Here is a 24,712-nt window from a genome sequence, read left to right as displayed (position 1 = left end):
CCATATGGCAAACAAAAAACAAACACCTTCTTCCATCGTTGACCAAAAACAGCTCGTTAATGACAAAGCGAAAGCGATGCGGGAGCACGGCGACCAACACATTCGCCGCGGCACGCCAAACGGCGCCGACGGGCAATAAAGGAACGGCTTGCTTCCATTGCGGAAGCAAGCCCTTTTCGCCGTCAGGCGCACAAGTGGGCGCCGTTCTGCTTCTTTTCAAGTTGTCTCTAGCCGTACATCACCCACATCCCGATATCGCGAAACCCAAGGCGATGGTAAATGCGGCCGGCGGACGGGTTGTCGTAAAACAAGCACGGCATCTTCCCTTCGCGGAGCAGGTCACAAACGAGCTTGGCGACGATGGCGCTCGCATACCCTTTCCCACGGTGCTCCCGGTCCGTACAGACGCCGACAATCATCGCCGACAGCGAGTTTTCCGCCGATGTCGATGCCGCGGCCACCATGCGGCCATCTTGTTCAATGTAGTACGTTCTCGCTGAATTCGTTTCCATCCCTTTCACCAGCATGTCGCGCGCCGCCGGCCTCGTGTCAAACTCGGGAATGCGGCGCCGCAACTCCAAAATCCGGTCGACATCGGCCAACTCGGCTTTCTTGACAGCAAACGCCCCCATTTCTTGGCGGGCATATTCATCCGTCCGGCATTCGCAAAAGTAAAGCGTTCGCTTCGTCCCAAGGGGCAGCCGCTCTTCGAACTGCCTGGCCATTTCCTCTTTGCCGGATAGCTGAATGGGCGATGACGAGCCGGCTGTCTCGCGGATGAGACGGGCGAAGCCATCGGCATCAAAATCGCCGGGCGCGTACGGAATATAGGAATCGTAATAACGAAGCAGCACCGCCTTCAGCGAGCCCGCCTCGTCAAATTGCCCCCAAACGTCTTGAAAATCGGCGTCATAGCCAAACGACTCAATATCGCCGATGATAAATAAGTTGAACGACGGGTCTTGCTGTAAAAATAAAAATAATTGCTCGTGGTCTTCGGCCGTTAACCGGCGAATCATGGCACTCCCCCGCTTTTCGAATGATATTTTTTCCATTATACTATAATGTATATCCACTGCCAATAGTGGGAACGATCAGGGAACGGCCGGCTCCGGCCGACCGTGAGGAAAGGAGGAAGGCCGCCTTCAGAAGCGGGGCGGCCACGCAGGATGAAGTTTATTGACGATCTGTACGACTATTACAAAGATCGGCTGACTGGGGATGAAGAAGACGCCGAAGTAGTGGCCATGTCGATTTTGGATGAACTCGACCGCCGCGATGTGCTCAAACTGATCGGTGAGATGACCGATGAAGAGTTGCTCGGCATGTTTGGGTTGTACTTGTTTGAAAGTTTGAAAGCGAAAATGGCCCGTGAAGGCCTCGGCGCAACGCGGCCGCAAGATGCGCCGCGCGTGCATTGAAAAAGCGGCTGTCCATCGGTGCAGACGCCGCCATCTGACCGGGACAGTCGCCTTACAGGCAATGCCTCAGCGCCCGCTCGGGACGGCTTCGGACAAAGCCGCCGCCCCTTCGAATGAGCGGGATGCACGATATTCGAGCGGCCTTATTCAGCGGTAAAATTGCACATCATATCCTTCTTTCAATAGCACTTGATAAATTTGTTGGATATGATCTTCATTTTTCGTCTCGAGCGAAAAATGAATTTCCGCCTGGCCCGGCAATACTTTCGCACCGATGCGCTGATGATGGATCGACATCACGTTGGCTTCTAGTTCAGCGATAATGCGAAGCAACTTGTTCAACTGGCCCGGTTTGTCGGAAATGACGGTCGTAAACGTGACAAACCGGCCGGCCTCAACAAGCCCCCGTTCAATGATGCGAGAAATCAACGTCACATCGACGTTGCCGCCGCTTAAAATGGCAGCGACTTTTTTGTCGCGAAACGGCAGCTTTTGGTACAAAAGCGCCGCCAGCGGGCAGGCCGCCGAACCTTCCACGAGCAGTTTGTTTCGTTCGAGCAAATAAAGCATCGTCCGCGAAATTTCCGCCTCTTCGACACAGACGACGCCATCGACATATTGCTCAATATATTGATACGTAATATTGCCCGGCTTTTTTACTGCGATACCATCGGCGATCGTATCCGACGCTGCGATGGGGACCGGCTGCTTATGGCGGAGGGCTGCCGTCATGCCAGGGCAGGCGGAAGACTCGACCCCGTATACCTCGACAGACGGTTTCAGCTGTTTTAATGTAAACGCCAACCCCGCTAGCAAGCCGCCTCCGCCCACCGGGCAAAGGACGACATCCACATCGGGAAGCTGCTCCACTAACTCTAAACCGATCGTTCCTTGGCCGGCCATGACGGCCAAATCGTCAAACGGATGCACAAACGTCATCCCCCGCTCGCGCTGCAGCTCGAGCGCATACTCGAGCGACTCGTCAAACACATCGCCATGTAAAACGACTTCCGCTCCGTAGCTTTTCGTCGCTTCGATTTTGCTCAACGGCGCACCTTTCGGCATGACGATCGTACATGGAATGTGGAGCATGCCGCTTCCGTAGGCGACTCCTTGGGCATGGTTGCCGGCGGAGGCGGCGATGACACCGCGTGACCGTTCTTCGTCGGTCAAGGACATAATTTTGTTGAACGATCCTCTTACTTTAAACGATCCCGTTTTTTGCAAGTTTTCGAGTTTCATATACACGTCATTGCCGGACAACCGGCTGAACGTTTGCGAATGCTCAAGCGGCGTTTCATGGACAATCCCTTTCATTTTCGCCCGCGCTTGTTCAATGTCTGTTAACGTCAACATCACGAAACCACCCTTTCTGATCGGGCGACCGGTTCTTTTTCGCCCCGCTTTATTATATACAAAACATTTCACCGCCGACAAATGTTGCTTTTCTCCTGACCGATGACGTACGATAATAGGGTGAAGGAGGGGACGACCTATGGGACGACGCCGCCCGCTGTTGCTTTTATGGATGGTCATGTTTTTGGTTATGTCAGGTTTTGGCATCATTATTCCAGTATTGCCGTTTCTTGCTGAAGAAGTCGGAGCCACTCCGCTTGAGCTTGGATTGTTAATGGCCGTTTACTCATTGATGCAACTGTTGTTTTCCCCGGCATGGGGACAGCTGTCCGACCGCTATGGCCGCAAGCCGATATTGCTCATCGGCATCATCGGGCTGTCGTTATCATTTTTCCTTTTTTCCACAGCCGAGACGCTCATGACGCTGTTTGCCGCCCGTTTGCTTGGCGGGGCGCTGTCAGCGGCAGCGATGCCGACGGTGATGGCGTATGCAGCTGACGTCACGCCTCCGGACGAACGGGGAAAAGCGATGGGAGCGATCGGGGCGGCCACCGGGCTCGGCTTTATTTGCGGGCCCGCCATCGGGGGAATGTTTTCACAAACGAGCCTGCACCTGCCGTTTGCCATCGCGGGAGCACTGTCGGCGGTGACAGCATTGTTCGTATGGCTCGTCCTGCCGGAGTCCATGCGCCCGCCAACCGCCATCCGACCGGCCGGCCGGCCGCCGTTTAGGGAGATGAAACGTCCGCTTCTGTATTTATATTTGTTGCAATGGACGGCGACGCTCGCCCTCGCCGGGCTTGAGGCGACGTTTGCTTACTTTGCCGACCGCCGCGCCGGACTCAGCCCAGTTCAGCTCGGATATGTTTTTATGATAATGGGAATCGCCAGCGCTTTTGTCCAAGGGGCGCTCCTTGGCCGGTTGATCAAACGGTTTGGCGAAGGACGCGTCCTCCAAGGCGGGCTTGCCGTCTCGGCCCTTGGATTTGCGGCTATCTTGCTTATTCAAGACTTTTGGACGGCTGCTCTTTTTTTATCGGTCTTTGGTATCGGAAACGGTATCATCCGCCCTTGTGTTTCCTCGCTCATTACGAAACAGGCGTCCGGCCGGCAAGGAAGCGCGGCCGGACTATTGTCATCATTTGACTCGCTCGGCCGCATCATCGGTCCGGTTGTCGGCGGCAGCTTGTTCAGCTACATGGCAGAGCTCCCTTACTTGCTCGGCATCGTTCTTTGTCTTGTCGGCGCGGGATTGTACGCACTCTTTGCCGCTCGCCACGAAGCAGATCGCTTGCTTCCTTAATCCGCCGTATTGGCGGTTTTTTTAATGATTATTTAGCACATAGTTTTATAAAAGTATAGAGTAGTTTATGAATAATTATGACGACAGCTGTTTTTGATCATTTCGCACATAGTTTTATAAATATAATTACATTCATTTCAGAATAGGCAAACACGGACGAATTTGCTAATATGGAAGAAAAGAACTAGGATCGTGAAGGATGGAATCATGGTGATTGAAAAAACGGTATGATACAGCGCGGGACGTCGCATTAACTGCCGCCTGACACCGGTGCGACCGCCGGATCGCCGGCGCGTGATATGTTGAAGGGAAACAACGCGGTTCGCTTCCGTGCCCGGTTGGCGCACCGTCATTGCCAAAGCTCCTTTTTCTTTTCTCCGTGCCGGAAACGTCCTGAAGGAACAAACGATCCCGTCGGGCGACAACGAACAACAGGCGAAAACTGTTTTTCCGTCCCTTGAAACGCTTAGGCAAATTTTTGTCCGCATCGAAGCGGCAGGCGACGATGACAGCATCGTCTCAGTACCGGACATAGGGATGCTTGTCATCGCCCAAGATGATTCACTTTTGTAAAATAGGAAATGATATGTGTAGCTAAGGAGTTTGAAAGGATGAACAACCGATTGGTACAACAGCAAACCGAAGAGCTGGAGCGAAAGCTGCGCGCCTATGAGCGGCTTATCGAAAAGCTTCCGTTCCCGTTCGTGTTTACCGATTACGAAACCGGAATCGCCATCGAAAAGGAGCGCGGCGATGCCCGGCCGCGCCTTCACCCGGCCCCGGTCTCCCCGGGAAAGGAAGCGGAATGGCAGTGGGACATTGACTTGTATCACGATGTACCGTTTGAAAAAGTTGAATCGTTTTTAACACCGTTGCTTGACCTTGTTCCGCACCATATCGTCTTCGTCGACGGCCAAGGCATCATCACGCTTTGCAATTTACAAGCGGCCATCGATACCGGAGTCGATCGCGACGCTATCATCGGCAAACATATTCGCGAGCTGCTGAAGCTTCCCGACGAACTGATCGCAACGCTTCAATCGCTCGAAAGGCGCGAACCGCTTTACAATCATGAGGTGCTCGACCGCTTTTACGGCATTGTCAACACCCGCTTTATTTATAATGATGACGGATCGGTCAAGCGGGTCATTAGTATGTTCCAATCGCTCAGCATGATGAAAGAAACGGAAAAGCTAGCCGTCGCCGGCCGCATTGCCGCCGGCATCGCCCATGAAATCCGCAATCCGCTGACGACAGTACGCGGCTATTTGCAGCTGCTGAAAAACGATTTGCCAGATCGTGTCACATCGCTCGTTGAGCGGCTTCTCATCCCGGAACTCGATCGGGCGAACGGCATCATTACCGACTTTTTAAATATCGCCAAACCGGCGGATGTGAAAATGGAGACGTTCAACTTGCACCGCTTTTTGCGTGATGACGTCGGTGTTCTGCTGCAAAGCGAAGCGCTGCTTCATAATGTGAACGTTCATTTTGACCTCGATGAACAGCTTGACGGCTATGACATGAATGGCGATCGCAGCCAACTGCTGCAAGTATTTTTAAACTTATTCCGCAACGCCGTCGAGGCAAAAGTCGCAAAGACGATGAATGTGACAGTGAGCAGCCGGAAAGCGAACCATATCGTCCAACTTCGCTTCTGTGACGACGGGCCCGGCATCCCGCTCTCGGTCATCGATCATATTTTTGACCCGTTTTTCTCGACAAAAGAAACGGGGACGGGGCTTGGTCTTTCGTTGTCGAAAAAAATCGTCGAACTGCACTGCGGAACGATGAAAGTGCAAAGCGACGCGTGTGGCACTTGTTTTCTGATGGAATTTCCGCTTCGCAGCCAACCGCCGTTTCTGTCATCATAACCGGCTTCCCGAGGGGGGATTGTCCCTTTGGCTCGGGTTCGGAATATTGATGATTTAGAACAATGTTTTACTTTTTTAGGGAAAGAAACCGGTGGGGCTATTCGCCTCTTACAGCGTCGACAAACAAAAAGAGGATGCCCCGGGCAGAAGGGCATCCCGCTTTATGACGACTCCAAAACGATTGGTCCGTGAACTACCCACCACCTACACTTCGCTTAGAGGTGGGGCTTCAAGCGACTTGTGTGTGTTCGCCGAACGGTAAGCCACACACAAGAACCGTTTACGCTTCCCTTCGTTCCGAAGGTGTCCGTTCTCGCCATATTCGATCCTATTCGTTGGCTAACGCCAACCGACATTCATCTTCCACTTTCCCTTCGCTTCGAAGTGGGAGACTTCTTTCGGAAAGATGTTAAAACGTTCCGGTTGACAACCGGCGGCCGACTAGTCGGCCGCCTTTGGCGACGGCTGCTGTTTCATGTACGACAGCACGTCAAGATCAATCTTTTTTCGACTTCGCGCTCCTCAAAGTTTTCTGTATGTATATACGCGGTCAACGCCTGGTAGAGCGCTTCGCCGTCCTCCGCTTTCTCCTCCGGCAAATAACCGAGACGGATCAGCTCGGCGATCACCTCCTCCTTGACTGTCCCTTCCAGTGCTGCCACCTTCTCCGGCCGCGGCTTCGCAAAATACAACTGACGCAATTGATACAGCCGGATCAGTTCCTCGATCGGCCGCGGATGGTCATCGACGCGCAAATCGATATACCGATCGTTGTAGCCGCCATATCCTCCCCTTTCTTTCACGACCAACAACGCGGCGGACTGTTGGCCGCGGCGGTCTCCCCCTGCCGCTTGGCCGGCTTGGAGCGCTTTTAACAGCCGTTCGGCGAGCGGGCCTTTTGCCTGTTCAAATGTTTTTCCCATCGCCAACACCGTTTCCTCTCCGGCTAAAATATTGCCTTGTGCCGCATAGTTCGGGCCGGTAATGCCGCCGGCCCACGGATAACATTTCTCCCCGGTGAATGTCGCCGCCCGGCCTTTGGCGTCAACGATGCCGACTTGGCGCAAACTGCGCTCCCTGTCATCGGCAATGAGCCGTTCGAGCGTTTCTTGCGCTGTTTTTCCTTCGGCCATCCACTCAAGGCCGCGCGGACCGTACGACGTGTTGGCGTACGACTGTGTCGCCACCGCCCCGACGCCCGCTTTTGCCCATGGTACGACCGCCCCGACACCTAAAAATTTTGACTGGACAGCGATGCCAAGCTCTCCGGTCGCCGGATCCAACGCCACGATCGAAAATGTTGCGACAACATCTTTCGGAATGTGTTTCATTATCGTGCCCTCCACACGGTTTCCATTTTTTATTCTCCTTATATTTCTCCTCTTCCCTCCCATCTTCCTCCCTCCTTCAAAAAAATGGAGGGGGGAAACAGCCGTTGTCCGGCCGCCTCCCCCCGCATGCCCATCATCCGCTTAGCACCAAGTTGCCCCGACGATGATGAGCAAAATAAACAGGACGACAATCAACACGAAGCCGAAGCCGTAACCGCCATAGCCCGGATAACCGAAGCCATAGCCGCCCCAGCCATAGAAGCCATACGGCATATTCGTCACCTCCTTGCTAGCAGGTAGGGGGCATTAATACACCCAACCACCGATACATGCACATCCGACAATAATTAACAAGATGAACAGAACGACGATCAACGCAAACCCGCCGCCGTAAGCTGCACCCATTTGCCAGCACCTCCTTCGTTTTTGTACTAGTAGACTATTCACAAAACGGGGAATTGGTTAGGTGTTTCGGCAAAAATGGGTATTTGCCGCGCGGAAGGCAAAAAGAAAGACGGCCCGTCACCCGGATCGCCGTTACTTTTGTCCGTTTCCAATTTTCTGTCTTTCCAGGCTGCCGCTTACCAACCGACACAAGCACAACCGACAATAATCAATAAAATGAACAAGACAATAACAAGCGTATAACCGCTGCTGACCAAACCGCTCATGGCGGGCACCTCCCTTATTGATTCACGGGGCCATCATATGCGCCCGCCCGCCCAAACGGCCGGGCAAATGCCCATATTGGTGGGAAAACATCTACTTTTCTTTCGTCTCTGTCTCCCCCCACCAACCTTTTCGTTTGAAATAAAGGGCGATGAGCACAGCGACAGTAGCCATAAGCAACAAAGCAAGCGGATAACCGTATCTCCATTTCAACTCCGGCATGAACGCAAAATTCATACCGTAGACGCCGGCAATAAACGTCATCGGCAAAAAAATAACGCTCACTAATGTTAACGTCTTCATAATGACGTTCATATGATCAGACTTGAGCGACAGCTGCAAATCAAAAATGGCGGACAACGATTCTTTAAACGTATCAAGCGCCGCCGGAACGCGGGCAAACCGGGATGCCACCTCATCGATGTACGGGTTCGTTTCCGCGTTAATGTACGGGAGCTCGGCATGGCGGATCGTTTTGATCGCTTCTTCCTGCGCTTCGGCCACTTGCCGCAACTCATGAAGGTACGTTTTCATCCGGTAAATCTCGCGTCCGATTTCGTTGGCGAACGGGGTCGCAAATACTTGCCGCTCAAGTATTTGAATGCGGTCGGCCATTTGGTCGACCACCTGCAAAAAGCGGGCGGTGGTCAAATCCAAAAAATGGTATAGAACATAGCCGGGATAAAGTGCCTGATCGCGGTGGTCCGCCAGCTGCTCTTTCACATGGCCGATGAACGGGTCATCCTCGTCCATGTAGCTGATGATATGCCGCTCGGCGGCGAGCAGGCGGACGTTTGCCGTCCGACCGGACGGCCGGATGATAAATAACGATAGAAAAACGTATCCTTCGTACTCATCAACTAGCGGAATGTCTGTTCCGTCGATGAGCCGTTTTTGGGCAAGCGGGTGAATCGACAATGATGAGAGAAGCCGCTCCAAATCGGGCTTGACAGCGGCAGTAAAATGAAACCAGCACGATTGGCCGCCCGCCGGCGCATGGCGCTTGTCCGTTTCATCCAGCGACAAACGGGGATAATGGTTGATCGCCATAGGCTGATGTCCTTTCTATACAGTGTTAGTTCTATTGTTTGCCGTTTGTCCAAAACCTACTCTCCGGCTGCCGTTAAAAACCGCTTGGCGGCGTTCACCCGATATGGGGCAACATCTTAAAAGCCGATCGGGCTGTTGACCATCCCGGATTCCCGGACACATGCCGCGAAACACCGCTAAGAAGGCTGTTCTAGCCCCGTCGGTCCATATGCACTTCCGGTTCGACATGGATGTGTGTCGCCCGGATGTTATGCCGTTGTTTCATCAGTCGTTCGACTTCGTCAGCGATTTCGTGACTTTTCACCACCGTTAAGCGCGAATCGACACGGATCGTCACTTCCAGCACAATATCGTTGCCTAACGTGCGCGCCTTAATGTCCACAACATCGCGCACACCGCTCACCGCCGCGATTTCTTCCCGATAAGCAGCGAGCTGCTTTTCATCAAAACCGTCGGTCAACGTATGCGCCGTTTCCATAAATACTTCCCACGCCGTTTTGCAAATAATCGTGCCGATAATAAGCGCCGCCAGCGGATCAAGCCATAGCCACTCAAGCTGCGCCCCGACAATCCCGACCGCCGCCCCAACGCTGACAAGGGCATCTGATAAATTGTCTTTCGCAACAGCGGCGAGCGCCGCGCTGTTCGTTCGCTGCGCCAACCGGGTATTGGCCATATAAATTAGAAGCATGACCGCAGCCGAGGTGAGGGCGACCACCGCCGCCAGCCAGTCGGGAGCCGCCTTTTTTCCGCCATGAAGAAGCGCACCGGCGCCGCTGACAACAACATCGACACCAATCGACATCATCAAAAAAGCGGCCAAAAGCGACGAGATGTTCTCCGCCCGCGAATGTCCGTACGGATGATTGCGGTCGCGCGGTTTTTTGGCGATTTTCATGCCGATATAGACAGCGGCCGAAGCGATCACATCGCTCAAATTGTTCCAGCCATCCGCCTTCACTCCGTCCGATCCAGCCGCCGATCCGGCGAGAAGTTTGCCGGCTGCCAACAGAAGATAGACAGCAACGCTTAAAAGCACACCAGCCTCAGCCCGTTGTTTCCATTCCACGTTCTTCACCAGCCTAGCAATCTCGTTCTTGCACGTATCAGTGTACCAGCTTGATGCCGGTTGGGTCTATAGCAAGAAAATTGCCTCTCCGCACGAGTATAGAGACAAGCAAACTTTTTTGCCTGAAGACAAAATCGGGCTCATTTGCGTATGATAAACCAATTAAAGCAAAAAGGAGAGAACCACATGATTTCGTATTTGGACTGGTTGGCAGAAATGGGGATCGACGGCGCTCATCCAGGCGGCTTTGAGTTAACAAAATATATATTACGTAAACTTTATATTGACCGTTCCTCTTCCGTGCTTGATGTCGGCTGCGGAACGGGACAGACAGCAGCGTATATTGCCGAACAATACGGGGCGAAGGTGACGGCGATCGACCTCCATCCAACGATGATCGCCAAGGCGAAACAACGTTTTGCCGCCACGGCCGTTCCGGTTCGCTTGCACCGCGCTTCGGTCGAAGCGCTGCCGTTTCCTGATAAAACATTCGACCTTGCACTTTCCGAATCGGTGCTCGCTTTCGTTTCACTGCCAAAAGCGCTCACTGAAATTCGCCGGGTGCTCAAAAAAGGCGGCACGTTCATCGGCATTGAAGCATGCCATGAACGGTTGAGCGTTGCCGAGCAGCAGCGAATCACCGCTTTTTATGGCTTTCGTCAGCTGATGACGACTTCCGAATGGAAAAGGACGCTTGAACAAAGCGGGTTCCGCTGCCGTCATTTTTCCTACGCAACCGCAGCGGATGCGTCAAGCCAAGGGGCGCCGGTCATCATCGCCTTTCCGGCGACGCCAGAGATGGAACAGATGTGGAAGACACATCAGCAGCTGACGGCGCAATTCGGCGACCGGCTCGGCTATTGCGTGTTTTGGTGCGAAACATAACCGCAAACGTCCGTCACAGCTGCGGCAAATACACAACGCCTCCTTTCAAGTTTCATGGCATGAAAGGAGGCGTGAAACTTTTTGGTTCCGTTCTGTTTATACTTTTTTTACTGTCTGGAAATATTCTTCGAGCGTCAAACCGCGCTCCTTCATCACTGCGGCGGCCTTCTGCCCGACATACCGAAGATGCCATGGCTCATATTGATAGCCGGTCACCGCTTCCTTTCCTTTCGGGTAGCGGATGATAAACCCGTATTCATGCGCATGGGCGGCGACCCATTGCCCTTCTTTTGTCGCCCCGAATGCTTCCGTCAACTGATAGCCGGCTGAGCGGCTGCTGATATCGACCGCAAGCCCGGTTTGGTGTTCGCTTTGGCCCGGATAGGCGACGACTTGGACGGCTTTTTCTTCCCCTTTTTGCCGCACTTCTTCAGCAAAAATCACGCGTTGCCGCTCGTACGACCGATAGGCGGAGACGGCCACAAGCTCAATGCCGTCGCGGCGGGCGGCGGCAAACATTTCTTCAAGCGCCGCGGCCGCCTCGGCCCGCATGTGCCGCTTCTCTGCCTTCGGGTCCTCAAACGAAAACAACACGCGCGGCACGACTAAATCGGCCGGCTTGTAACCGGGCGGAAGCGACTGTTCTTTATTGACGAGCACCAAAATGTTGTCCGGGTTCATGATCACTTTTTGCCCGTTTTGCACCTTGATGACGTTCCAATATTTCGCCTCCAACTGCAAGTCCGGGTCAACCGGGCGGCGGTCCGTTTCGTCCGGTTCATGGCTGCCGGGCTGCACCGCACTTTCCGGCGGCTGTCCGGCCGTGCCGCCGTTGCCGCCTTCCCCTGCTTGACAGCCGGCGAGCAACAGGCACACCAACATTGCCGCTTGCCATCGCTGTTTCATTCGTCTTCCCCTTTTCCGTTTCTTGAAACGTCGTAGGCTCCTCGGCACAACCGTTAGACGCCGCTGCGAATCGCCGCTTCGAGCGCCACTTCAATCATCTCGTTAAATGTCGTTTGCCGCTCTTCGGCCGTCGTCTCTTCCCCGGTGACAATATGATCGCTCACAGTCAGCACAGACAGCGCCCGGCAGCCGAATTTCGCCGCCAGCGTATAGAGCGCTGCTGTTTCCATCTCGACAGCCAACACGCCGTAACGCGCCCACGTTCCCCAGTTCGGCTCATCGTTATAAAACATATCCGCAGTAAAAACATTGCCGACTTTGAGCGCCAGCCCTTTTTCCACACCAACGTCGTATGCCGTCCGCAGCAAGTGGAAATCAGCCGTCGGCGCATAATCGCGGCCGCGGAAAGTGAGCCGGTTCATGTTGGAATCCGTTGATGCGCCTATCGCCAAAATCACATCGCGCACGCGCACATCCGGCTGGATCGCCCCACACGTTCCAACGCGGATGAGCGTCTTCACCCCATAGCTTTGAATCAATTCATTAACATAAATTGAAATCGACGGCACGCCCATCCCGGTTCCTTGTACGGAGATGCGGTGTCCTTTATACGTTCCGGTAAAACCGAGCATGCCGCGCACTTCGTTGTAGCATGATGCTCCTTCTAAAAACGTCTCAGCAATATATTTGGCGCGCAGCGGATCACCCGGCAGCAAAATGCGTTCGGCAATCTCCCCAGGCTTTGCTCCGATATGTACGCTCAATCTGATTCCTCCTTCTATTTCGAACGATCGTTGTCAAGCCAGACCCTTGTTTATCATATCATATGTTTGCGGAAAATGGCAGTCTCATCCCGAGTAGCCGGGGCGGCGGGCGGGCATACTATTCGTGTCCACTTGGCGGAAAGGAGGAAAGAACGTGAAAAAGAAACTGGAGCAGGCAGTGGAATATGCCAATAAAACAAATCCGTCGTCAAAAGCCAACAACCAACCGTCGACATCCAAAAAAGAGAAAACAAAATTTTAAGGGAGAGCAGCTCTCCCTTTTATGACGTTTTGGAACGGTAATCGTCGCGGTGGCGGCGCGCTAAATACTTTTCATTGATATAAAGCACTTTTTTATCTTTGCTGCGCGTATATTTCTTCTCGCGCCTGCGCCGCCTGGCGAGCAGCCAGCAAGCAAACAAATACAGCGGCAAAATAAGCTGCATTGCGCCGGCAAACACGTACCAAAATCCGCTGATGTCGGCCAAGTCGCGCAAGTAAACGTCGATGCCGCCAAGCCGATAGTACATAGCGGCGACGATGACAGCGATGACAACGATATTAGCGGCGTGAAGAAGGGGGATGCTTCTCCAGCGGAACAAAAACCGCTCGACCTGCCCTTTAACCCAAAGCGACACGGCGATCAAGACAACACATAAGAGCAGTGACAACGCAAGTGCAGCCATCGTTTCGTCCCCTTCCCAGTTCCGTTCGTTTCCCACTTCGCCCGTCCGGCACAGCCTGCAAACATTTTCCGCCGATGAACTTCCTCCTTGCCGCATACACTAACGATGACAACGGTTCAAGGAGGAAACACAATGGGCAAAAAACACCGTAACCGCATTAACGGGCAGAAAAAGAATAACCATATTCCAAAAGAGGCGTTGATCGCTGAAGACGCAGCACACGCCAAAGAATATTCCGCTGCCGGCGGCCGGAAAAACGGCCCGGGCCATCATGACAACCCCGAATCGTAACAAACCGCAGAAACCCTTGTGCTGAACAAGGGTTTCTATCGCGGTTCCGACGGCTCGACTTCGTTCCAAGCAAGCGTGACGACTCTCGTATAGTCCCCGCGTTCGATTTCCTCTTTCGTTGCCTTTTCGTTCAGCTCCTCCTCATCGTCAATTCCCGGCGCCACCGTCGGCGTGTCGCCGTGCTGGGTGCGATGTTCCACCGAATCCGCCTCCTTTCCTTTCTTATCCGTTCCCTAAACCGCTAGGCTTTATTCGACATTTTTTCTTTTATTATATCATCAGAAGTCATTGGCAGGCGATTACGTTTTTGAATATTCCGTCAACAAACACGCTGACGCTCCACCGGTTTCCACCCATCCGGGCAAAGGCGGTAATACGTCTGTCCTTTCCGTCCTTCATCGATGAGCACAATATCTCCTGTTCCCATAAACCGGGCCTGGCAGTTTTTCGGCATCAAATCGGCCACGTTAAACATCCGGTACAAGGTCGACAACGCCTCGCGGTGATCAGCCGCCGTCACCGTGATCCGGCATACTTGCCGATAGCCTTTCGTTTCCCCAAAGCGCGGCGTTTGAAAAATGACCGCTTCATAAACACGTTTGGCCATCCACATCTTTTTCCCCCATAAACGAACCATTGTTTTCCTCTCCCTTCCCCCGATAAATCGTCCGTCTGTACCCTATACTATTAGCGATTGTGTTTGTCGATTCCTTCGGCAAAACGGCACACCTTTTGTCGAAACGAACGTGGTTTTTTGACAAAATTTGTGATCTATACGAAGGAGGAAAACGGGATGCCAACTCGTCCGCTCGCCTTGTTGCGCCGCTCGCTGCAATGCGCGTATCGCTCCTTTTTATACCGCCACCCGGTTCGTCTCGCCGATGCTGACCGGCTTCGCCGGATGGCCGCCCGCCTTTCCCCCTCGGCACCGAGGCGGCTCCGTGCCGAGGAGGCGGTCATCGTGACGGACATTCGGCGGAAAACAGCGGAACATAACCGCAACAACGTCACACGCACGGCGGCCTATTTCGCATTTTTCGAACGCCATCCGGAAATGCACTGGGCGTTTTTGGCCCATCTTGTTTCGCGCAATGGCGGTTGGAACATGACCGATTTGCGCGGCAGTCTGCTTCCATTTTTGCTGCCGGAAAAGACAGTCGCGCCGCTCTTTTTGTTTTTGGAACGAGCCAATGCATTAATTTTTCATGACGCCTATCCGCAGCTTTTGCTGTATGAAGAAAGCAAACGACGGGGGACGCCGCTGTTTCATTTGCTGCCGTCTTTCTCCGTTTCCTCGTTCATGAAACCGCTTTGGGAACATTTTTGGGAAACGGGCGACGCGGCGCTGCTTACCGTCGCCTTAATTATTAACGAACAGCAATACATCCAGCTTCGCGTCATCGAGCACCCGTTTTTCCGCACCCATGTGCTGTCGAGCTGGCCGTTTATCGCCGAGCAATGGCTCGGGTTCAATGACGTGCTCATCCCGCTGGCCCGCGGCCGCCGCATCGCTTTAGCCGGAACGACCGTGCGCGATTTTGCTGATGTCCATCATCGCATCCATATCGGCAAAACGCTGTATAGTTTGCTGCTGTTTGATGCGCACCTATTTCGTCGCGCCTACCGCTTTGCCCGCCGCGTTCCCCATAGCGGCTCGCGCGCCGACTTTTGGCCGCAATCGTTCACTGCAACATACGATAAACGCCGCCTATATAGCCCCCGCCTTGAGGCTGCCTGGCCGGATCTTGTGCACTCTTTTGACGACCGGCGCGACTGGTTCACCGATAATGCCATGATGCAGGCACTCGAGACGCTTCCGCTTCCAGCCTCGGGCGAGATGACAGGCCGTTACAAGCGCCATTTGGCCATGATGAAAGCGGCCGCCATCGCGGCGGCCAAACCGGCGGGCGTCTAACCCCGCCTTGGAAATCATAAAAACGACGAGGGTTACTCGTCGTCGACATCGATTTCTTCATCAATAATGCATTTTTCCAACAAATAGTCAAACGTAATATCGGCGAGCTCTTCAAGCTCCTCTTGCGTCGGCACAAAGCCGCGGCGAATGAGTTCTTGGTAAAAAAACTCGGCGATTTCCTCCGTATCAATAATCACTTCAATTTCCTTCACCGCATCTCGCCCCCTTTGTAATGTTGTATGTCGCCGCCTTCCGCTTTATGTCAAAAATCATGTTGTACTACTTTTTCAGCCTTCCCCATACATATATGTACTAACAAAACAAAAATACGGAGGCGGAACGAAATGGACAAGCTGACTGCATTGGATAAAATGATGGAAACAGTCGTCAACGGGCTCACTATGCTCGTCATCTTCGCCGGCATTCCATATTTTCTCTTTATTCTTTGTCAGTTTCTATTATGGTGATTGACGATCATTTGCAACCGTTGAACGACCATTTCCATCATCCGTTTATATTGGTCATCGCCGAACCATTCATATAACGCTTTATAGTCGTTGTACATATCAAGCAGCTCGTCGACCGATGGCCCGCTGTTTCCGCCATCGTCCGGCAACAGCAAGACCGATGTGTTCATCGGCGTAGCGATGACAATGTCCTGCACGAGCGTGACGGACGTTTCTTCCCCGTCGGCAAGCGGAATAATGTCCTCAAGATGAACTTCAATTTCCCAGCCGTCCGTCAGCCGCTTCAATTCATAAATCGTCTCTTCCCATCCTTCTCCGTAATAGCGGTAAATTTCCGTCCGCACCCCAACGACTTTGAACAAATGGCCTCCATAGTCGCGGACGCGGACAATTTCGCCGAGAAAAAACGGCAGCTCGATTTCAATTTCTTCGGCAATCCATAAATCGCCGGTAAACTCAGACAATAAAACGAGCGCCTGCTCGGTAAACAAACTATGGCCATGGTTAATTTCGTATAAAAATGTGCCGTCAATTTGTTGAATATCGGTGACAGTCCCGACCGTTCCATACAACGTATTGACGACGATATCGCCGACGGAAAATTTCGGGCGTTTCGGCGCACTCATCGGCATCTCCCACCCTTTTGAACAAATGGTTAGTATAGTATATGCATGCATGAAAGGGTGGACACCTTTGCCAGCGCGGAAAAAGCGGTTTGAAAGCGCTCTCAACATTCTAAACAGGAGCGCTTTCTTAATTACACTTCGTGCAAAAACTGCTCCCACAGTTCATCAAAAATGACCATGCTTTCCAAATAGTCGCCGTTTAACTCCAAATAGCCGCTTAATTCTTCATAGTCCGCCGATCCTTTCGGAAAACTATGGTCGTCATACGCCCCGTTCGCAAACCGGACGACTGGATCTTCTTCACGCCCGTAACGGAAGCGCAATAAGTAGCGATAAAACGATCTTTCCATGTTTCCCCATCCTCTTCCTTTCTTTTTGTTGCTATTATAAGGGGCTTTTTTCTGTTTGTGAAGCCTTTTTCATCGCTTGTATTGCCATCGTACGCGCTAACCTTGCTTTTCATGCCAAAGACAGGGGACTTTCATGAATTCACATTCAACCGTCTCTTCCATCATGGCAGCAAAGAAGCACGAATATCTTAACCATCTTTACTGATCAGGCCGCCCTCGCCAATAAAACTATCGCACACAAGGCGCCCTTCCAGCATGCCTCCCGCTGCGTATGAAAAAAGCCGCCATCCGGCGGCATCAACCATTATACGACTCCGGCCTGCGATGCCGGAGCAAATTCGATTTCAAACCCAAGGTCTTCGAGCATCTTGTAATCGGCTGATTTTTCCTGCCCAGCCGTCGTCAAATAGTCGCCGATAAAAATCGAGTTAGCGGCATACAATCCGAGCGGTTGGAGCGAACGTAAGTTCACTTCGCGCCCACCGGCGATGCGAATTTCTTTCATCGGGTTCATATAGCGGAACAGCGCCAACACTTTCAAACAATAGCGTGGGTTTAACTCGTTCGTTCCGGCCAACGGCGTCCCATCGATCGCATGCAAAAAGTTGACCGGAATCGAATCGGCATCAAGCGCCCGCAGGCTGCGCGCCATATCGACAATATCTTGCTTCGTTTCTTTCATGCCGATAATGACGCCGGAACATGGCGAAAGACCGGATTCTTTTGCTGTTTCAATCGTCCGCACCCGGTCGTCATATGTATGGGACGTCGTGATGTTTGGGTGGTGCTGTTTCGACGTGTTAATATTATGGTTGTAGCGGTCGACGCCCGCTTCTTTCAGCCGCACCGCCTGCTCCGGCTTTAAAATCCCGAGGCAAGCGCACACTTTCAGCCCAAACCGCTCTTTAATTTCCTTGACCGCGGACGCAACAGTGTCGATCTCCTTATCGCTCGGCCCGCGGCCGCTCGCGACGATGCAATACGTTCCGATGCGCAAACGGTGCGCTTCTTCCGCCCCGCGCAGCAACGTCTCTTTGTCGATCATTTTATACGTTTTTACCGGCGCCGTCGACACGGCGGACTGCGAACAGTAGCCGCAGTTTTCCGGACAAAGGCCGGATTTGGCGTTAATGATCATGTTCAATTTTACCTTATTGCCATAATACGTTGAGCGAATTCGGTACGCCCCTTGCAACAGAAGGAGCAGCTCATCGTCCGGACAGTCGAGCATCGCCAATGCCTCCTCATCGGTCAGCTCTCCACCTGCGAGCACTTGTTCAGCCAATTGCAGCCAATTTGCCAACGTCCCTCTCCCCTTTCCACATCATTACATTTATCGTAGCGGACAAAGAAGATGATTGTCAACCTATTTTTATTTTTGGTTTACTATCGTGCACAGCAGCTGCAACAGTCCCGGCGTTGTGCACAACTGCCCTCAGCACGCAAAAAACAGGCCGCCGTTTTTTGGACAGCCTGCTTTGTTTCCTTTGCCTAACGCGCCAATTTTTCAACGATATCGCGGGCAATCCAAACCCCGCAGGCGCTCGCCTGCGCCAAGCCGCGCGTAATGCCGGCGCCGTCGCCGCCGACATACAGACCGGCGATTTCTGTTTCAAACCGGTCGTTTAGCTTCGGGCGCGCCGAATAAAACTTCGCCTCAACGCCATAAAAGAGCGTATGTTCCGACGCCAGCCCCGGGGTGACGTGGTTGAGCGCTTCCGTCATCTCAATCAAGCTTTTCATCGTGTTGTACGGCAAAACGAGGCCTAAATCGCCCGGAACCGCCTCTTTTAACGTCGGTTCAATAAACCCCTCTTTAATCCGCTTTTCCGTCGACCGCCGCCCTTTCAAAATGTCGCCGTATTTTTGCACGATGATGCCGCCGTTTGACAAAGCGTTGGCCAGCCGGGAAATTTCATGGGCGTACTCGTTCGGCTTGTCAAACGGATCGGAAAATTTATGCGAGACAAGAAGGGCGAAGTTCGTGTTGTTGCTTCCAAGCGCCGGGTCTTTGTACGCGTGGCCGTTGGCGAGCATAATGCCGGAATGGTTTTCGACGACGACATGGCCGGACGGATTGCTGCAAAACGTCCGCACTTGCGTCCCGACCGACGTGTTGAAAATAAATTTCCCCTCATACAAATGCTCGTTGATTTCCTGCATGACGATGTTCGATGTCTCGACGCGCACCCCGACGTCCACTTGGTTGTTGATCATCCGCAAACGGCGCTTGCGCAATACTTTGCTCAGCCAGACCGAGCCGTCGCGCCCCGGAGCGATGACGACTTTTTCCGCCGTCAACGTTTCGCCGTTTTTCAGCACCACGCCTTTGGCAACATGCCCGCTTTCTGTCCGCTCCGTTAAAATATCGTCCACTTCCGTCTGAAAGCGCATCGCAATCCGCTCGCGTAAATATTCAAAAATGCTTTTTAAAATCTCTAAATTTTGCTCTGTGCCTAAATGGCGGACGTAGGCGCGCAGCAACTTCAAACCGGCGGCATACGCGCGCCGTTCGATTTCTTTCACTTTATCCGTCATCGGGTCGGTGATCGACGTCGTCGCCCCGTGTTTTAAGTTGATGTCGTCGACATAGCGGATGAGTTCAAGCACGGTCGAAGCCGGCAAATAGTCGGTCATCCAGCCGCCGAATTCGCTCGTGATGTTGAATTTTCCGTCCGAGTACGCCCCCGCTCCGCCGAAACCGTTCGTGATCGAACAAGCGGGCACACAGCCGGCGTAGTCTTTTTTCCCGGCCGGCGGCGGGCATTTCTCAATTTTTTTCTGCAAAATCGGACAGTTGCGTCGATATATATCATGCCCTTTATCGATCAAAAGCACGTTCGCTCCGGGCAGCTTTAGCGTCAGTTCGTAACAGGTGAAAATGCCGGCCGGCCCGGCGCCGACGACGATGACATCGTAATGGTTGTTCATGGTGCCATCCCCCACTTTTCATCTTCCATTGGCCAGTATACGGAGTATCGGGCAGTTCGTCAAGAGAAAACACGAACTTTTACATTATAAAATACCAAAAATGTTCGATTTCTAAACGCATTGTCGACAAGAAAAAAAACTGGTATGGTAGGAAAGGAGCGATTCCCCGCGTGCTCTTTTTGGTCGAAGTGGGGCTCCGCGCCAAAGAGGATGAAGGAAAGGGAACAAACGGATGCGCTTTTTGGTGAAAAATTTTTTGAACGGCATGCTGACGATCGTACCGATTTTCGTAGCAGTCTATGTGGGCTACAAAGTGTTCGCCGTTTTGGACGGACTGCTCGGCCAATATGTCCGCCCGTATTTGGACGGCCGCTACATCCCTGGCCTTGGCTTGCTCGCAACCGTTGCGCTCATCACCGTCTGCGGCTGGCTGTCGACGCAATATGTGAGCGGCCGCCTAATCCGGCTCATTGACCGGTTGCTTGAAAGCATTCCCTTCATGAAAACCATTTATTCGGTCGCCAAAGATACAATCGCTTCCTTCGTCGGGGAAAAACGGTCATTTTCCAAAGTCGTGCTCGTCACGCTGCCAGAAAGCGGCTGGAAATGCCTCGGCTTCATTACGATGGATGATGTCGGCGCCTGGCACGACCCGTTGGCCGATTATGTAGCCGTCTATATTCCGCAGACATTTCAAGTCGCCGGGCTAACCCTTCTCGTCCCGAAAGAGCAAGTCGAAGTCATTGACGTCTCGCCGGAAGAGGCGATGAAATTTATCCTCTCCGGCGGCGTCGCAGCCCGCAAGCAAAAGCGGCTGCCCGAATGACAACGGGCAGCCGCCTCATATTGCCGGCTGAAATACATCCAACCGTCAAAAGTATCGTTTTTTCCAAAAGACGTATGCCGTCGTCACTGATAGTGAACCAGCGAGCACCATGGCGACGACAAAGGCATACGGGGAGTCTTGGAACGGAATCGGCACGTTCATGCCGTAGAAGCTCGCCACCATCGTCGGAAGGGCAATAACGATCGTAATGGCGGTTAAAAATTTCATCACAATGTTTAAATTGTTCGAGATGACCGAAGCGAACGCATCCATCATGCCGCTTAAAATGCTGCTGTATACTTCCGCCATTTCAATCGCCTGCTTGTTTTCGATAATGACGTCCTGCAGCAAGTCTTGGTCATCTTCGTACATGCGCAAATAGTTGAGGCGCATAAGCCGTTCCATGACGATATTGTTCGCCTTGAGCGAGGTCATAAAATAGACTAAGCTTTTTTCCATGCTAAGAAGCGAAAACAGTTCCTTGTTTTTCATCGACTGGTGCAGCTCTTTTTCAATTTCGCTCGTCCGTCGATTGATTTGCTTCAAATAGCGCAAATAGTACGTCGAAATCATATACAGCATTTGCAGCGCAAAGCGCGTTTTCATGAACGTATAAAAGTTTTTGATCCTGTTCTTTGAAAATTCCTCAAAAATTGGATTTTCCTGCAAACAAACGGTGATAAAGCATGTGTTCGTAATGATCATGCCGATCGGAATCGTTTCATAAATCGGACCGTCGACTTCGTCATAGGCGACGATCGGGATATCAACAATAATCAACACATGATTGTCCTCTTTTTCGACGCGCGACCGTTCTTCATCGTCCAACGCGTCTTTGATCGAATCGATCGGAATGTCCAAATGGTGGGCGATGTAGCGAATTTCATCCTCGGTCGGGGCGACGAGATTGATCCAGCAGCCGTTTTCGATGCGGTCAATTTCGCGCATTTTGCCGCTCGCATCGGACAAATACATTTTCATCATTCGGCATCCTTCCTCCTTTTCACGCGAGGAAGGCGGCGCCTTTTCCTTTCCGTCCGGAGCCCGTTTCCGTATGATGAGCAGCGGACAAGAAAAGGAACAGACCGCGCTCCCCGCTATATTCCGGTTCCGGTTCGTTCTGGCTCGAACTACTCATATACGAAAACGTCACTCCTTTCAAAAAATGTTCCTCAAGTAATGATAACGCGGACCAGCCTGTTTGTATAGTAGTTGCCATGAAAAAAAAAGCAGCCTACTGGCTACTTTATTCAAGAAACCGGCGCCATGTTCAAACATTGCCCGCCATTGGCCCGTTATTCACTTGATGGTGTCGTGTTGAAGAAGTCAGGCGTCTGTTTGCCCGTTTGCCGGCGGTCCGAACGGTGCGGTTGTGGTTTGCTCGTTTTTCCCATCACGCCATCGGATTCGTAGCTGAGCGGAAACGTCCGCTTTTTGTCCACCGCCCTCACCCCCTTTGCTTTTACTGTTTGCCGCCAGCCGCCATTTTACTCATATTTCGCAACCTTTGCATAATATACAAAAAACAACCCGAATATGCGCATAAAAATAATTTTTTATACAAAAAATTGTAAAATAATTAATTTTTATTCGGTCAAACCTGGCTTATTTCGAATTTTTATTCAGGGTGCGAAATGTGAGATTTTACTCGAATTCATCCAAGTAAAGGGCCGCCACTTTGTGGAAGCGTTTCATCCTAAAATTGTCAGCCAATGTTCACACAATCATTTTACCGGCTGTCGTCTATTCGCTTATAATAAACAAATGAGGAGGGGAAGCCATGAACATTATAGTCACGAAAAAGGCGTTTGATTGGTACAAGCGGGAGCTCGGGCTGAAGCCGGGCGATGCGATCCGCTTTTTCGCCCGCTATGGGGGATGCAGCACCGTGCAAAAAGGGTTTTCGCTCGGCATGGTGAAAGATGAGCCGGCGGATGAACCGGCGGCGCAGACGACGGTTGATGGCGTGACCTTTTTTGTCGAGGATGGCGACCAATGGTATTTTGACGGCCACGATTTGACGGTCGATTTGGACGAAAAAGGCGACGAACCGGTGTTTTTGCTCCAGTAAGCAACGAAAAAGCTAGCCTTAGCGCTAGCTTTTTCGAATGATGGCGATCGTGCAGCGGGAGACGCAGATGAGCTTCCCTTGTTCATCGGCGATGCGCACATCCCAAACCATCGTCGTCCGCCCGCGGTGCAACACCGTTCCCGTCGCTGTCACCGTTCCACTGCGGACGGCGCGGACGTGGTTGGCGTTAATTTCGAGGCCGACGACCCGTTCCGTCTTCGAATCAACAAGCACATACGAGCCAATGCTCGCCACCGTCTCAGCCAACGCGACCGACGCGCCGCCGTGCAGCAGCCCGGCCGGCTGATGCGTGCGATGATCCACCGGCATCGTCGCCACGATGCGGCCTTCGCCAAGCTCGACGATTTCGATGCCAAGCGTGTCGATCAACGTATGTTTCGCCATTTCTTTCACTGCCGTCAAGTCGATCATCATTTCATCTTCCTCCGTTTCACGAACCGCTCCAGCTCATCAAGCCGCCCCTCTTGCCGCAAAATGCGCACCTGCGTCTCGCCGAGCAAATCAAAATGCGGAAACTCATTGCGCCGGTCCATCCACTCTTCTTTCAGCCCGTATTGCCTCCCCCAGGCGGCCAGCTTATCGATATCGGCGCAGCCGACTTTTGTCACCGTCGTGCAGTGCGGAAACCGTTCGTCATACCAATAATGGGTCAAAAAGGCGATTTCGCCGCGCTTCACCTTCTCCTTCCACGCCGCAAGTTCATGACGGCGGATGCCAAATGCCATTCTCTCGCTCTCCTTTACCGTTTCGCCCGCTCATACGCTTCATGCCAATCAGGAAAATATTTGCGAATGACGATCGGCCGAAACGTATCGCGCTTGACGCAAACGTGCTGCGACTTGCCGATCACCGCCACCTCGCCGTCCGGGGCAAGAATTTCGTAGCCATACGTGACGCGGATGCCGTCATAAGCGTCGATCCATGTGCGGACGGTCGCTGTCTCCCCGTAATGGAGCGGTTTTTTGTACGACACTTGCAAGTCGATGACCGGCGACATGACGCCCTCTTTCTCCATCTCGGCATAATGGAAGCCAAGCTGTTTAATTAACTCCGTGCGCCCGACTTCCATCCAAACTAAGTAGTTCGCATGGTAAACGACGCCCATCTGATCCGTTTCCGCATAGCGTACTTCGATTTGTTTTTCCGCTACTTTCACGTTCGTTCTCCCTCCATTTTTTGCCGGTCCTCCCTTTTATGTTACCATTGGTCCGTCCGACGGCTCAAGCGGCAAGCAAAAAAAAACAAAGCCGCCTCGGCCCAGGCAGCTTTGTCTTGTTTATTGGTAGCCGTTTTCACGCGCAGCCGCTTCGTCTTTAATTTCCGCACGCATTGCGGCAATCGCTTCTTCGCGGCGGCGATTTTTCTCGCGAATTTGCTCCCGCTCTTCCGGGGAAGCGAACTGCATCGTTTCTTCGGCTTTTTCGATGTTTTCAATCGTATTTTGCACCATGTCTTGCAGCTTTTCGACGTTGTCGCTGCGGTCATCCGGTTTCGGACGTGGCATGACGCTTCCTCCTTCACGCAAGTTTCGGTTTATTCACCCTTCGTTTGGATGACTTGGGCGTGCTGGCCGGACTGGTCTTGCATTTGTTTGCCTTTGTTCCCCCCAGCGGCGCGAGGCTGTGTTCCGATATGGTTCGGCACAAAATGTTTGCGGCTTCCTTTCGGATTGCTCATCATCTTCGCCTCCTCGCCATCTAGTCTGTCCCCCCGGACAACCGCTATGCATGGGTTATTCTGCTTTCTTGAGCATCCGCTCTTCCAGCTTTTTCTCGATCTTTTCGAGCGCTTCCCGGTCATTCAGCAATTGCCGCTTATTCTCGCTGATCAATTCTTGGAGAGTCATTTTGCGGGATCGTCTCATCGCTTCAACCTCCCCTCATTATTTATTGTAATCCTA

Annotated in this window: 36 protein-coding genes and 1 pseudogene; 11 read left to right on the top strand and 26 right to left on the bottom strand. The window is 52.6% G+C overall.

Features of this window, described 5'->3' with window-relative positions:
* The first annotated feature begins 4 nt into the window (after nucleotides 1-4).
* Nucleotides 5-139, top strand: a complete 135-nt coding sequence (locus M493_RS18965; RefSeq protein WP_020959734.1) for a hypothetical protein — start codon at nucleotides 5-7, stop codon at nucleotides 137-139.
* An 88-nt stretch (nucleotides 140-227) separates the two neighbouring features.
* Here the strand turns inward: M493_RS18965 and M493_RS07625 are convergent, their stop codons facing one another.
* Complete coding sequence (locus tag M493_RS07625) at nucleotides 228-1,019, bottom strand: GNAT family N-acetyltransferase (protein ID WP_020959733.1); 792 nt, start codon at nucleotides 1,017-1,019, stop codon at nucleotides 228-230.
* 150 nt (nucleotides 1,020-1,169) lie between these two features.
* On the opposite strand from M493_RS07625, the gene M493_RS07620 reads away from it, so the two are divergent.
* Nucleotides 1,170-1,421: a DUF6154 family protein gene (locus M493_RS07620; RefSeq protein WP_020959732.1), complete on the top strand. Its 252-nt coding sequence runs from the start codon at nucleotides 1,170-1,172 to the stop codon at nucleotides 1,419-1,421.
* A 147-nt stretch (nucleotides 1,422-1,568) separates the two neighbouring features.
* Here the strand turns inward: M493_RS07620 and ilvA are convergent, their stop codons facing one another.
* Nucleotides 1,569-2,777, bottom strand: a complete 1,209-nt coding sequence (gene ilvA / locus M493_RS07615; protein ID WP_020959731.1) for a threonine ammonia-lyase — start codon at nucleotides 2,775-2,777, stop codon at nucleotides 1,569-1,571.
* A 139-nt stretch (nucleotides 2,778-2,916) separates the two neighbouring features.
* Between ilvA and M493_RS07610 the strand changes: the two genes are divergently transcribed.
* The 3 genes from M493_RS07610 to M493_RS07600 all read left to right on the top strand — a co-directional run bounded on the left by M493_RS07610 (nucleotide 2,917) and on the right by M493_RS07600 (nucleotide 5,954).
* The gene (locus M493_RS07610) at nucleotides 2,917-4,080 is read left to right on the top strand and encodes an MFS transporter (protein ID WP_020959730.1); all 1,164 of its coding nucleotides are present in this window, start codon (nucleotides 2,917-2,919) and stop codon (nucleotides 4,078-4,080) included.
* A 330-nt stretch (nucleotides 4,081-4,410) separates the two neighbouring features.
* On the top strand, nucleotides 4,411-4,653 hold the full coding sequence (locus M493_RS07605; protein WP_020959729.1) for a hypothetical protein: 243 nt from the start codon (nucleotides 4,411-4,413) through the stop codon (nucleotides 4,651-4,653).
* A gap of 38 nt (nucleotides 4,654-4,691) precedes the next feature.
* The gene (locus tag M493_RS07600; protein WP_020959728.1) at nucleotides 4,692-5,954 is read left to right on the top strand and encodes a two-component system sensor histidine kinase NtrB; all 1,263 of its coding nucleotides are present in this window, start codon (nucleotides 4,692-4,694) and stop codon (nucleotides 5,952-5,954) included.
* Nucleotides 5,955-6,395: 441 nt separating this feature from the next.
* Here the strand turns inward: M493_RS07600 and M493_RS07595 are convergent.
* From M493_RS07595 to M493_RS07585, 6 genes and pseudogenes are all read right to left on the bottom strand, one after another.
* A pseudogene (locus M493_RS07595) lies at nucleotides 6,396-7,285 on the bottom strand (DUF1028 domain-containing protein).
* 141 nt (nucleotides 7,286-7,426) lie between these two features.
* On the bottom strand, nucleotides 7,427-7,558 hold the full coding sequence (locus tag M493_RS17640; RefSeq protein ID WP_020959727.1) for a YjcZ family sporulation protein: 132 nt from the start codon (nucleotides 7,556-7,558) through the stop codon (nucleotides 7,427-7,429).
* A gap of 33 nt (nucleotides 7,559-7,591) precedes the next feature.
* A complete protein-coding gene (locus M493_RS17635) occupies nucleotides 7,592-7,690 on the bottom strand; it encodes a YjcZ family sporulation protein (RefSeq protein ID WP_011231081.1) in 99 nt (32 codons plus the stop codon).
* Nucleotides 7,691-7,866: 176 nt separating this feature from the next.
* Complete coding sequence (locus M493_RS17630) at nucleotides 7,867-7,956, bottom strand: YjcZ family sporulation protein (RefSeq protein ID WP_020959726.1); 90 nt, start codon at nucleotides 7,954-7,956, stop codon at nucleotides 7,867-7,869.
* A gap of 91 nt (nucleotides 7,957-8,047) precedes the next feature.
* Nucleotides 8,048-9,004 (bottom strand): magnesium transporter CorA family protein, encoded by a 957-nt coding sequence (locus tag M493_RS07590; RefSeq protein WP_020959725.1) that lies wholly within the window; start codon nucleotides 9,002-9,004, stop codon nucleotides 8,048-8,050.
* Between the two features lie 190 nt (nucleotides 9,005-9,194).
* Nucleotides 9,195-10,085, bottom strand: a complete 891-nt coding sequence (locus M493_RS07585; protein ID WP_041267754.1) for a cation diffusion facilitator family transporter — start codon at nucleotides 10,083-10,085, stop codon at nucleotides 9,195-9,197.
* A gap of 174 nt (nucleotides 10,086-10,259) precedes the next feature.
* On the opposite strand from M493_RS07585, the gene M493_RS07580 reads away from it, so the two are divergent.
* The gene (locus M493_RS07580) at nucleotides 10,260-10,958 is read left to right on the top strand and encodes a class I SAM-dependent methyltransferase (RefSeq protein WP_020959723.1); all 699 of its coding nucleotides are present in this window, start codon (nucleotides 10,260-10,262) and stop codon (nucleotides 10,956-10,958) included.
* Nucleotides 10,959-11,054: 96 nt separating this feature from the next.
* Here the strand turns inward: M493_RS07580 and M493_RS07575 are convergent, their stop codons facing one another.
* The 3 genes from M493_RS07575 to M493_RS07565 form a co-directional block, all read right to left on the bottom strand.
* A complete protein-coding gene (locus M493_RS07575; RefSeq protein ID WP_020959722.1) occupies nucleotides 11,055-11,864 on the bottom strand; it encodes a M15 family metallopeptidase in 810 nt (269 codons plus the stop codon).
* A gap of 53 nt (nucleotides 11,865-11,917) precedes the next feature.
* Nucleotides 11,918-12,628: a purine-nucleoside phosphorylase gene (gene deoD, locus M493_RS07570; protein ID WP_020959721.1), complete on the bottom strand. Its 711-nt coding sequence runs from the start codon at nucleotides 12,626-12,628 to the stop codon at nucleotides 11,918-11,920.
* 281 nt (nucleotides 12,629-12,909) lie between these two features.
* The gene (locus tag M493_RS07565; RefSeq protein ID WP_020959720.1) at nucleotides 12,910-13,314 is read right to left on the bottom strand and encodes a resistance to Congo red protein; all 405 of its coding nucleotides are present in this window, start codon (nucleotides 13,312-13,314) and stop codon (nucleotides 12,910-12,912) included.
* Nucleotides 13,315-13,446: 132 nt separating this feature from the next.
* Here M493_RS07565 and M493_RS18665 point away from each other — a divergent pair, with 132 nt between their 5' ends.
* The gene (locus M493_RS18665) at nucleotides 13,447-13,605 is read left to right on the top strand and encodes a hypothetical protein (RefSeq protein ID WP_017437412.1); all 159 of its coding nucleotides are present in this window, start codon (nucleotides 13,447-13,449) and stop codon (nucleotides 13,603-13,605) included.
* Between the two features lie 35 nt (nucleotides 13,606-13,640).
* On the opposite strand, the gene M493_RS18660 is transcribed toward M493_RS18665, so the two are convergent.
* Together M493_RS18660 and M493_RS07560 are read right to left on the bottom strand one after the other, a co-directional pair.
* Complete coding sequence (locus tag M493_RS18660) at nucleotides 13,641-13,805, bottom strand: hypothetical protein (protein ID WP_020959719.1); 165 nt, start codon at nucleotides 13,803-13,805, stop codon at nucleotides 13,641-13,643.
* A 119-nt stretch (nucleotides 13,806-13,924) separates the two neighbouring features.
* Nucleotides 13,925-14,242, bottom strand: coding sequence for a hypothetical protein (locus M493_RS07560; RefSeq protein WP_020959718.1), 318 nt, complete (start codon nucleotides 14,240-14,242; stop codon nucleotides 13,925-13,927).
* 156 nt (nucleotides 14,243-14,398) lie between these two features.
* Here M493_RS07560 and M493_RS07555 point away from each other — a divergent pair, with 156 nt between their 5' ends.
* On the top strand, nucleotides 14,399-15,520 hold the full coding sequence (locus M493_RS07555; protein WP_020959717.1) for a DUF2515 domain-containing protein: 1,122 nt from the start codon (nucleotides 14,399-14,401) through the stop codon (nucleotides 15,518-15,520).
* A 32-nt stretch (nucleotides 15,521-15,552) separates the two neighbouring features.
* Here M493_RS07555 and M493_RS07550 read toward each other — a convergent pair whose 3' ends face one another.
* Nucleotides 15,553-15,732 (bottom strand): YozD family protein, encoded by a 180-nt coding sequence (locus tag M493_RS07550; protein ID WP_008879287.1) that lies wholly within the window; start codon nucleotides 15,730-15,732, stop codon nucleotides 15,553-15,555.
* A 132-nt stretch (nucleotides 15,733-15,864) separates the two neighbouring features.
* Here M493_RS07550 and M493_RS18530 point away from each other — a divergent pair, with 132 nt between their 5' ends.
* Nucleotides 15,865-15,987, top strand: coding sequence for a DUF3930 family protein (locus tag M493_RS18530; RefSeq protein ID WP_020959716.1), 123 nt, complete (start codon nucleotides 15,865-15,867; stop codon nucleotides 15,985-15,987).
* Here the strand turns inward: M493_RS18530 and M493_RS07545 are convergent.
* The 4 genes from M493_RS07545 to M493_RS07530 form a co-directional block, all read right to left on the bottom strand.
* Nucleotides 15,969-16,613, bottom strand: a complete 645-nt coding sequence (locus M493_RS07545; RefSeq protein WP_020959715.1) for a hypothetical protein — start codon at nucleotides 16,611-16,613, stop codon at nucleotides 15,969-15,971. The two genes, M493_RS18530 and M493_RS07545, sit on opposite strands and share 19 nt — an antisense overlap.
* A 131-nt stretch (nucleotides 16,614-16,744) precedes the next feature.
* Nucleotides 16,745-16,963, bottom strand: coding sequence for a YozE family protein (locus M493_RS07540; RefSeq protein WP_020959714.1), 219 nt, complete (start codon nucleotides 16,961-16,963; stop codon nucleotides 16,745-16,747).
* 304 nt (nucleotides 16,964-17,267) lie between these two features.
* The gene (gene bioB, locus M493_RS07535; protein WP_020959712.1) at nucleotides 17,268-18,266 is read right to left on the bottom strand and encodes a biotin synthase BioB; all 999 of its coding nucleotides are present in this window, start codon (nucleotides 18,264-18,266) and stop codon (nucleotides 17,268-17,270) included.
* 188 nt (nucleotides 18,267-18,454) lie between these two features.
* Complete coding sequence (locus M493_RS07530) at nucleotides 18,455-19,894, bottom strand: NAD(P)/FAD-dependent oxidoreductase (protein ID WP_020959711.1); 1,440 nt, start codon at nucleotides 19,892-19,894, stop codon at nucleotides 18,455-18,457.
* A 232-nt stretch (nucleotides 19,895-20,126) separates the two neighbouring features.
* Here M493_RS07530 and M493_RS07525 point away from each other — a divergent pair, with 232 nt between their 5' ends.
* Nucleotides 20,127-20,720: a DUF502 domain-containing protein gene (locus tag M493_RS07525; RefSeq protein WP_020959710.1), complete on the top strand. Its 594-nt coding sequence runs from the start codon at nucleotides 20,127-20,129 to the stop codon at nucleotides 20,718-20,720.
* A gap of 45 nt (nucleotides 20,721-20,765) precedes the next feature.
* Here the strand turns inward: M493_RS07525 and M493_RS07520 are convergent, their stop codons facing one another.
* Both M493_RS07520 and M493_RS18655 read right to left on the bottom strand, forming a co-directional pair.
* Nucleotides 20,766-21,704, bottom strand: coding sequence for a magnesium transporter CorA family protein (locus M493_RS07520; RefSeq protein ID WP_020959709.1), 939 nt, complete (start codon nucleotides 21,702-21,704; stop codon nucleotides 20,766-20,768).
* A gap of 311 nt (nucleotides 21,705-22,015) precedes the next feature.
* Nucleotides 22,016-22,162: a hypothetical protein gene (locus M493_RS18655; protein WP_020959707.1), complete on the bottom strand. Its 147-nt coding sequence runs from the start codon at nucleotides 22,160-22,162 to the stop codon at nucleotides 22,016-22,018.
* Between the two features lie 338 nt (nucleotides 22,163-22,500).
* On the opposite strand from M493_RS18655, the gene M493_RS07515 reads away from it, so the two are divergent.
* Nucleotides 22,501-22,791: a HesB/YadR/YfhF family protein gene (locus M493_RS07515; protein WP_020959706.1), complete on the top strand. Its 291-nt coding sequence runs from the start codon at nucleotides 22,501-22,503 to the stop codon at nucleotides 22,789-22,791.
* 24 nt (nucleotides 22,792-22,815) lie between these two features.
* On the opposite strand, the gene M493_RS07510 is transcribed toward M493_RS07515, so the two are convergent.
* From M493_RS07510 to M493_RS17625, 6 genes are all read right to left on the bottom strand, one after another.
* Nucleotides 22,816-23,223 (bottom strand): hotdog fold thioesterase, encoded by a 408-nt coding sequence (locus M493_RS07510; protein ID WP_041267899.1) that lies wholly within the window; start codon nucleotides 23,221-23,223, stop codon nucleotides 22,816-22,818.
* Entirely contained in the window at nucleotides 23,223-23,537 is a 315-nt protein-coding gene (locus M493_RS07505; protein WP_020959704.1) for a hypothetical protein, read from the bottom strand. The genes M493_RS07510 and M493_RS07505 overlap by 1 nt, the downstream gene beginning before the upstream one ends.
* A gap of 14 nt (nucleotides 23,538-23,551) precedes the next feature.
* Nucleotides 23,552-23,968, bottom strand: a complete 417-nt coding sequence (locus M493_RS07500) for an acyl-CoA thioesterase (RefSeq protein WP_020959703.1) — start codon at nucleotides 23,966-23,968, stop codon at nucleotides 23,552-23,554.
* 120 nt (nucleotides 23,969-24,088) lie between these two features.
* The gene (tlp, locus tag M493_RS07495; RefSeq protein WP_020959702.1) at nucleotides 24,089-24,316 is read right to left on the bottom strand and encodes a small acid-soluble spore protein Tlp; all 228 of its coding nucleotides are present in this window, start codon (nucleotides 24,314-24,316) and stop codon (nucleotides 24,089-24,091) included.
* Between the two features lie 29 nt (nucleotides 24,317-24,345).
* On the bottom strand, nucleotides 24,346-24,489 hold the full coding sequence (locus M493_RS07490; RefSeq protein ID WP_011231056.1) for an acid-soluble spore protein N: 144 nt from the start codon (nucleotides 24,487-24,489) through the stop codon (nucleotides 24,346-24,348).
* Between the two features lie 55 nt (nucleotides 24,490-24,544).
* Entirely contained in the window at nucleotides 24,545-24,676 is a 132-nt protein-coding gene (locus M493_RS17625) for an FbpB family small basic protein (RefSeq protein ID WP_011231055.1), read from the bottom strand.
* Nucleotides 24,677-24,712: the final 36 nt, after the last annotated feature.

Origin of the sequence: Geobacillus genomosp. 3 (assembly GCF_000445995.2) — a bacterium.
In the GTDB taxonomy this organism is placed as follows: domain Bacteria; phylum Bacillota; class Bacilli; order Bacillales; family Anoxybacillaceae; genus Geobacillus.
This window is presented reverse-complemented; position numbering and strand designations above follow the sequence as displayed.

Coding starts and splice junctions, on each gene's coding strand:
- M493_RS18965 (WP_020959734.1), top strand. CDS start 5: ATGGCAAACAAAAAACAAACACCTTCTTCCATCGTTGACCAAAAACAG.
- M493_RS07625 (WP_020959733.1), bottom strand. CDS start 1,019: ATGATTCGCCGGTTAACGGCCGAAGACCACGAGCAATTATTTTTATTT.
- M493_RS07620 (WP_020959732.1), top strand. CDS start 1,170: ATGAAGTTTATTGACGATCTGTACGACTATTACAAAGATCGGCTGACT.
- ilvA (WP_020959731.1), bottom strand. CDS start 2,777: ATGTTGACGTTAACAGACATTGAACAAGCGCGGGCGAAAATGAAAGGG.
- M493_RS07610 (WP_020959730.1), top strand. CDS start 2,917: ATGGGACGACGCCGCCCGCTGTTGCTTTTATGGATGGTCATGTTTTTG.
- M493_RS07600 (WP_020959728.1), top strand. CDS start 4,692: ATGAACAACCGATTGGTACAACAGCAAACCGAAGAGCTGGAGCGAAAG.
- M493_RS17640 (WP_020959727.1), bottom strand. CDS start 7,558: ATGCCGTATGGCTTCTATGGCTGGGGCGGCTATGGCTTCGGTTATCCG.
- M493_RS17635 (WP_011231081.1), bottom strand. CDS start 7,690: ATGGGTGCAGCTTACGGCGGCGGGTTTGCGTTGATCGTCGTTCTGTTC.
- M493_RS17630 (WP_020959726.1), bottom strand. CDS start 7,956: ATGAGCGGTTTGGTCAGCAGCGGTTATACGCTTGTTATTGTCTTGTTC.
- M493_RS07590 (WP_020959725.1), bottom strand. CDS start 9,004: ATGGCGATCAACCATTATCCCCGTTTGTCGCTGGATGAAACGGACAAG.
- M493_RS07580 (WP_020959723.1), top strand. CDS start 10,260: ATGATTTCGTATTTGGACTGGTTGGCAGAAATGGGGATCGACGGCGCT.
- M493_RS07575 (WP_020959722.1), bottom strand. CDS start 11,864: ATGAAACAGCGATGGCAAGCGGCAATGTTGGTGTGCCTGTTGCTCGCC.
- M493_RS07565 (WP_020959720.1), bottom strand. CDS start 13,314: ATGGCTGCACTTGCGTTGTCACTGCTCTTATGTGTTGTCTTGATCGCC.
- M493_RS18665 (WP_017437412.1), top strand. CDS start 13,447: ATGGGCAAAAAACACCGTAACCGCATTAACGGGCAGAAAAAGAATAAC.
- M493_RS07560 (WP_020959718.1), bottom strand. CDS start 14,242: ATGGTTCGTTTATGGGGGAAAAAGATGTGGATGGCCAAACGTGTTTAT.
- M493_RS07555 (WP_020959717.1), top strand. CDS start 14,399: ATGCCAACTCGTCCGCTCGCCTTGTTGCGCCGCTCGCTGCAATGCGCG.
- M493_RS18530 (WP_020959716.1), top strand. CDS start 15,865: ATGGACAAGCTGACTGCATTGGATAAAATGATGGAAACAGTCGTCAAC.
- M493_RS07545 (WP_020959715.1), bottom strand. CDS start 16,613: ATGAGTGCGCCGAAACGCCCGAAATTTTCCGTCGGCGATATCGTCGTC.
- M493_RS07540 (WP_020959714.1), bottom strand. CDS start 16,963: ATGGAAAGATCGTTTTATCGCTACTTATTGCGCTTCCGTTACGGGCGT.
- M493_RS07530 (WP_020959711.1), bottom strand. CDS start 19,894: ATGAACAACCATTACGATGTCATCGTCGTCGGCGCCGGGCCGGCCGGC.
- M493_RS07525 (WP_020959710.1), top strand. CDS start 20,127: ATGCGCTTTTTGGTGAAAAATTTTTTGAACGGCATGCTGACGATCGTA.
- M493_RS07520 (WP_020959709.1), bottom strand. CDS start 21,704: ATGATGAAAATGTATTTGTCCGATGCGAGCGGCAAAATGCGCGAAATT.
- M493_RS07515 (WP_020959706.1), top strand. CDS start 22,501: ATGAACATTATAGTCACGAAAAAGGCGTTTGATTGGTACAAGCGGGAG.
- M493_RS07510 (WP_041267899.1), bottom strand. CDS start 23,223: ATGATCGACTTGACGGCAGTGAAAGAAATGGCGAAACATACGTTGATC.
- M493_RS07505 (WP_020959704.1), bottom strand. CDS start 23,537: ATGGCATTTGGCATCCGCCGTCATGAACTTGCGGCGTGGAAGGAGAAG.
- tlp (WP_020959702.1), bottom strand. CDS start 24,316: ATGCCACGTCCGAAACCGGATGACCGCAGCGACAACGTCGAAAAGCTG.
- M493_RS07490 (WP_011231056.1), bottom strand. CDS start 24,489: ATGAGCAATCCGAAAGGAAGCCGCAAACATTTTGTGCCGAACCATATC.
- M493_RS17625 (WP_011231055.1), bottom strand. CDS start 24,676: ATGAGACGATCCCGCAAAATGACTCTCCAAGAATTGATCAGCGAGAAT.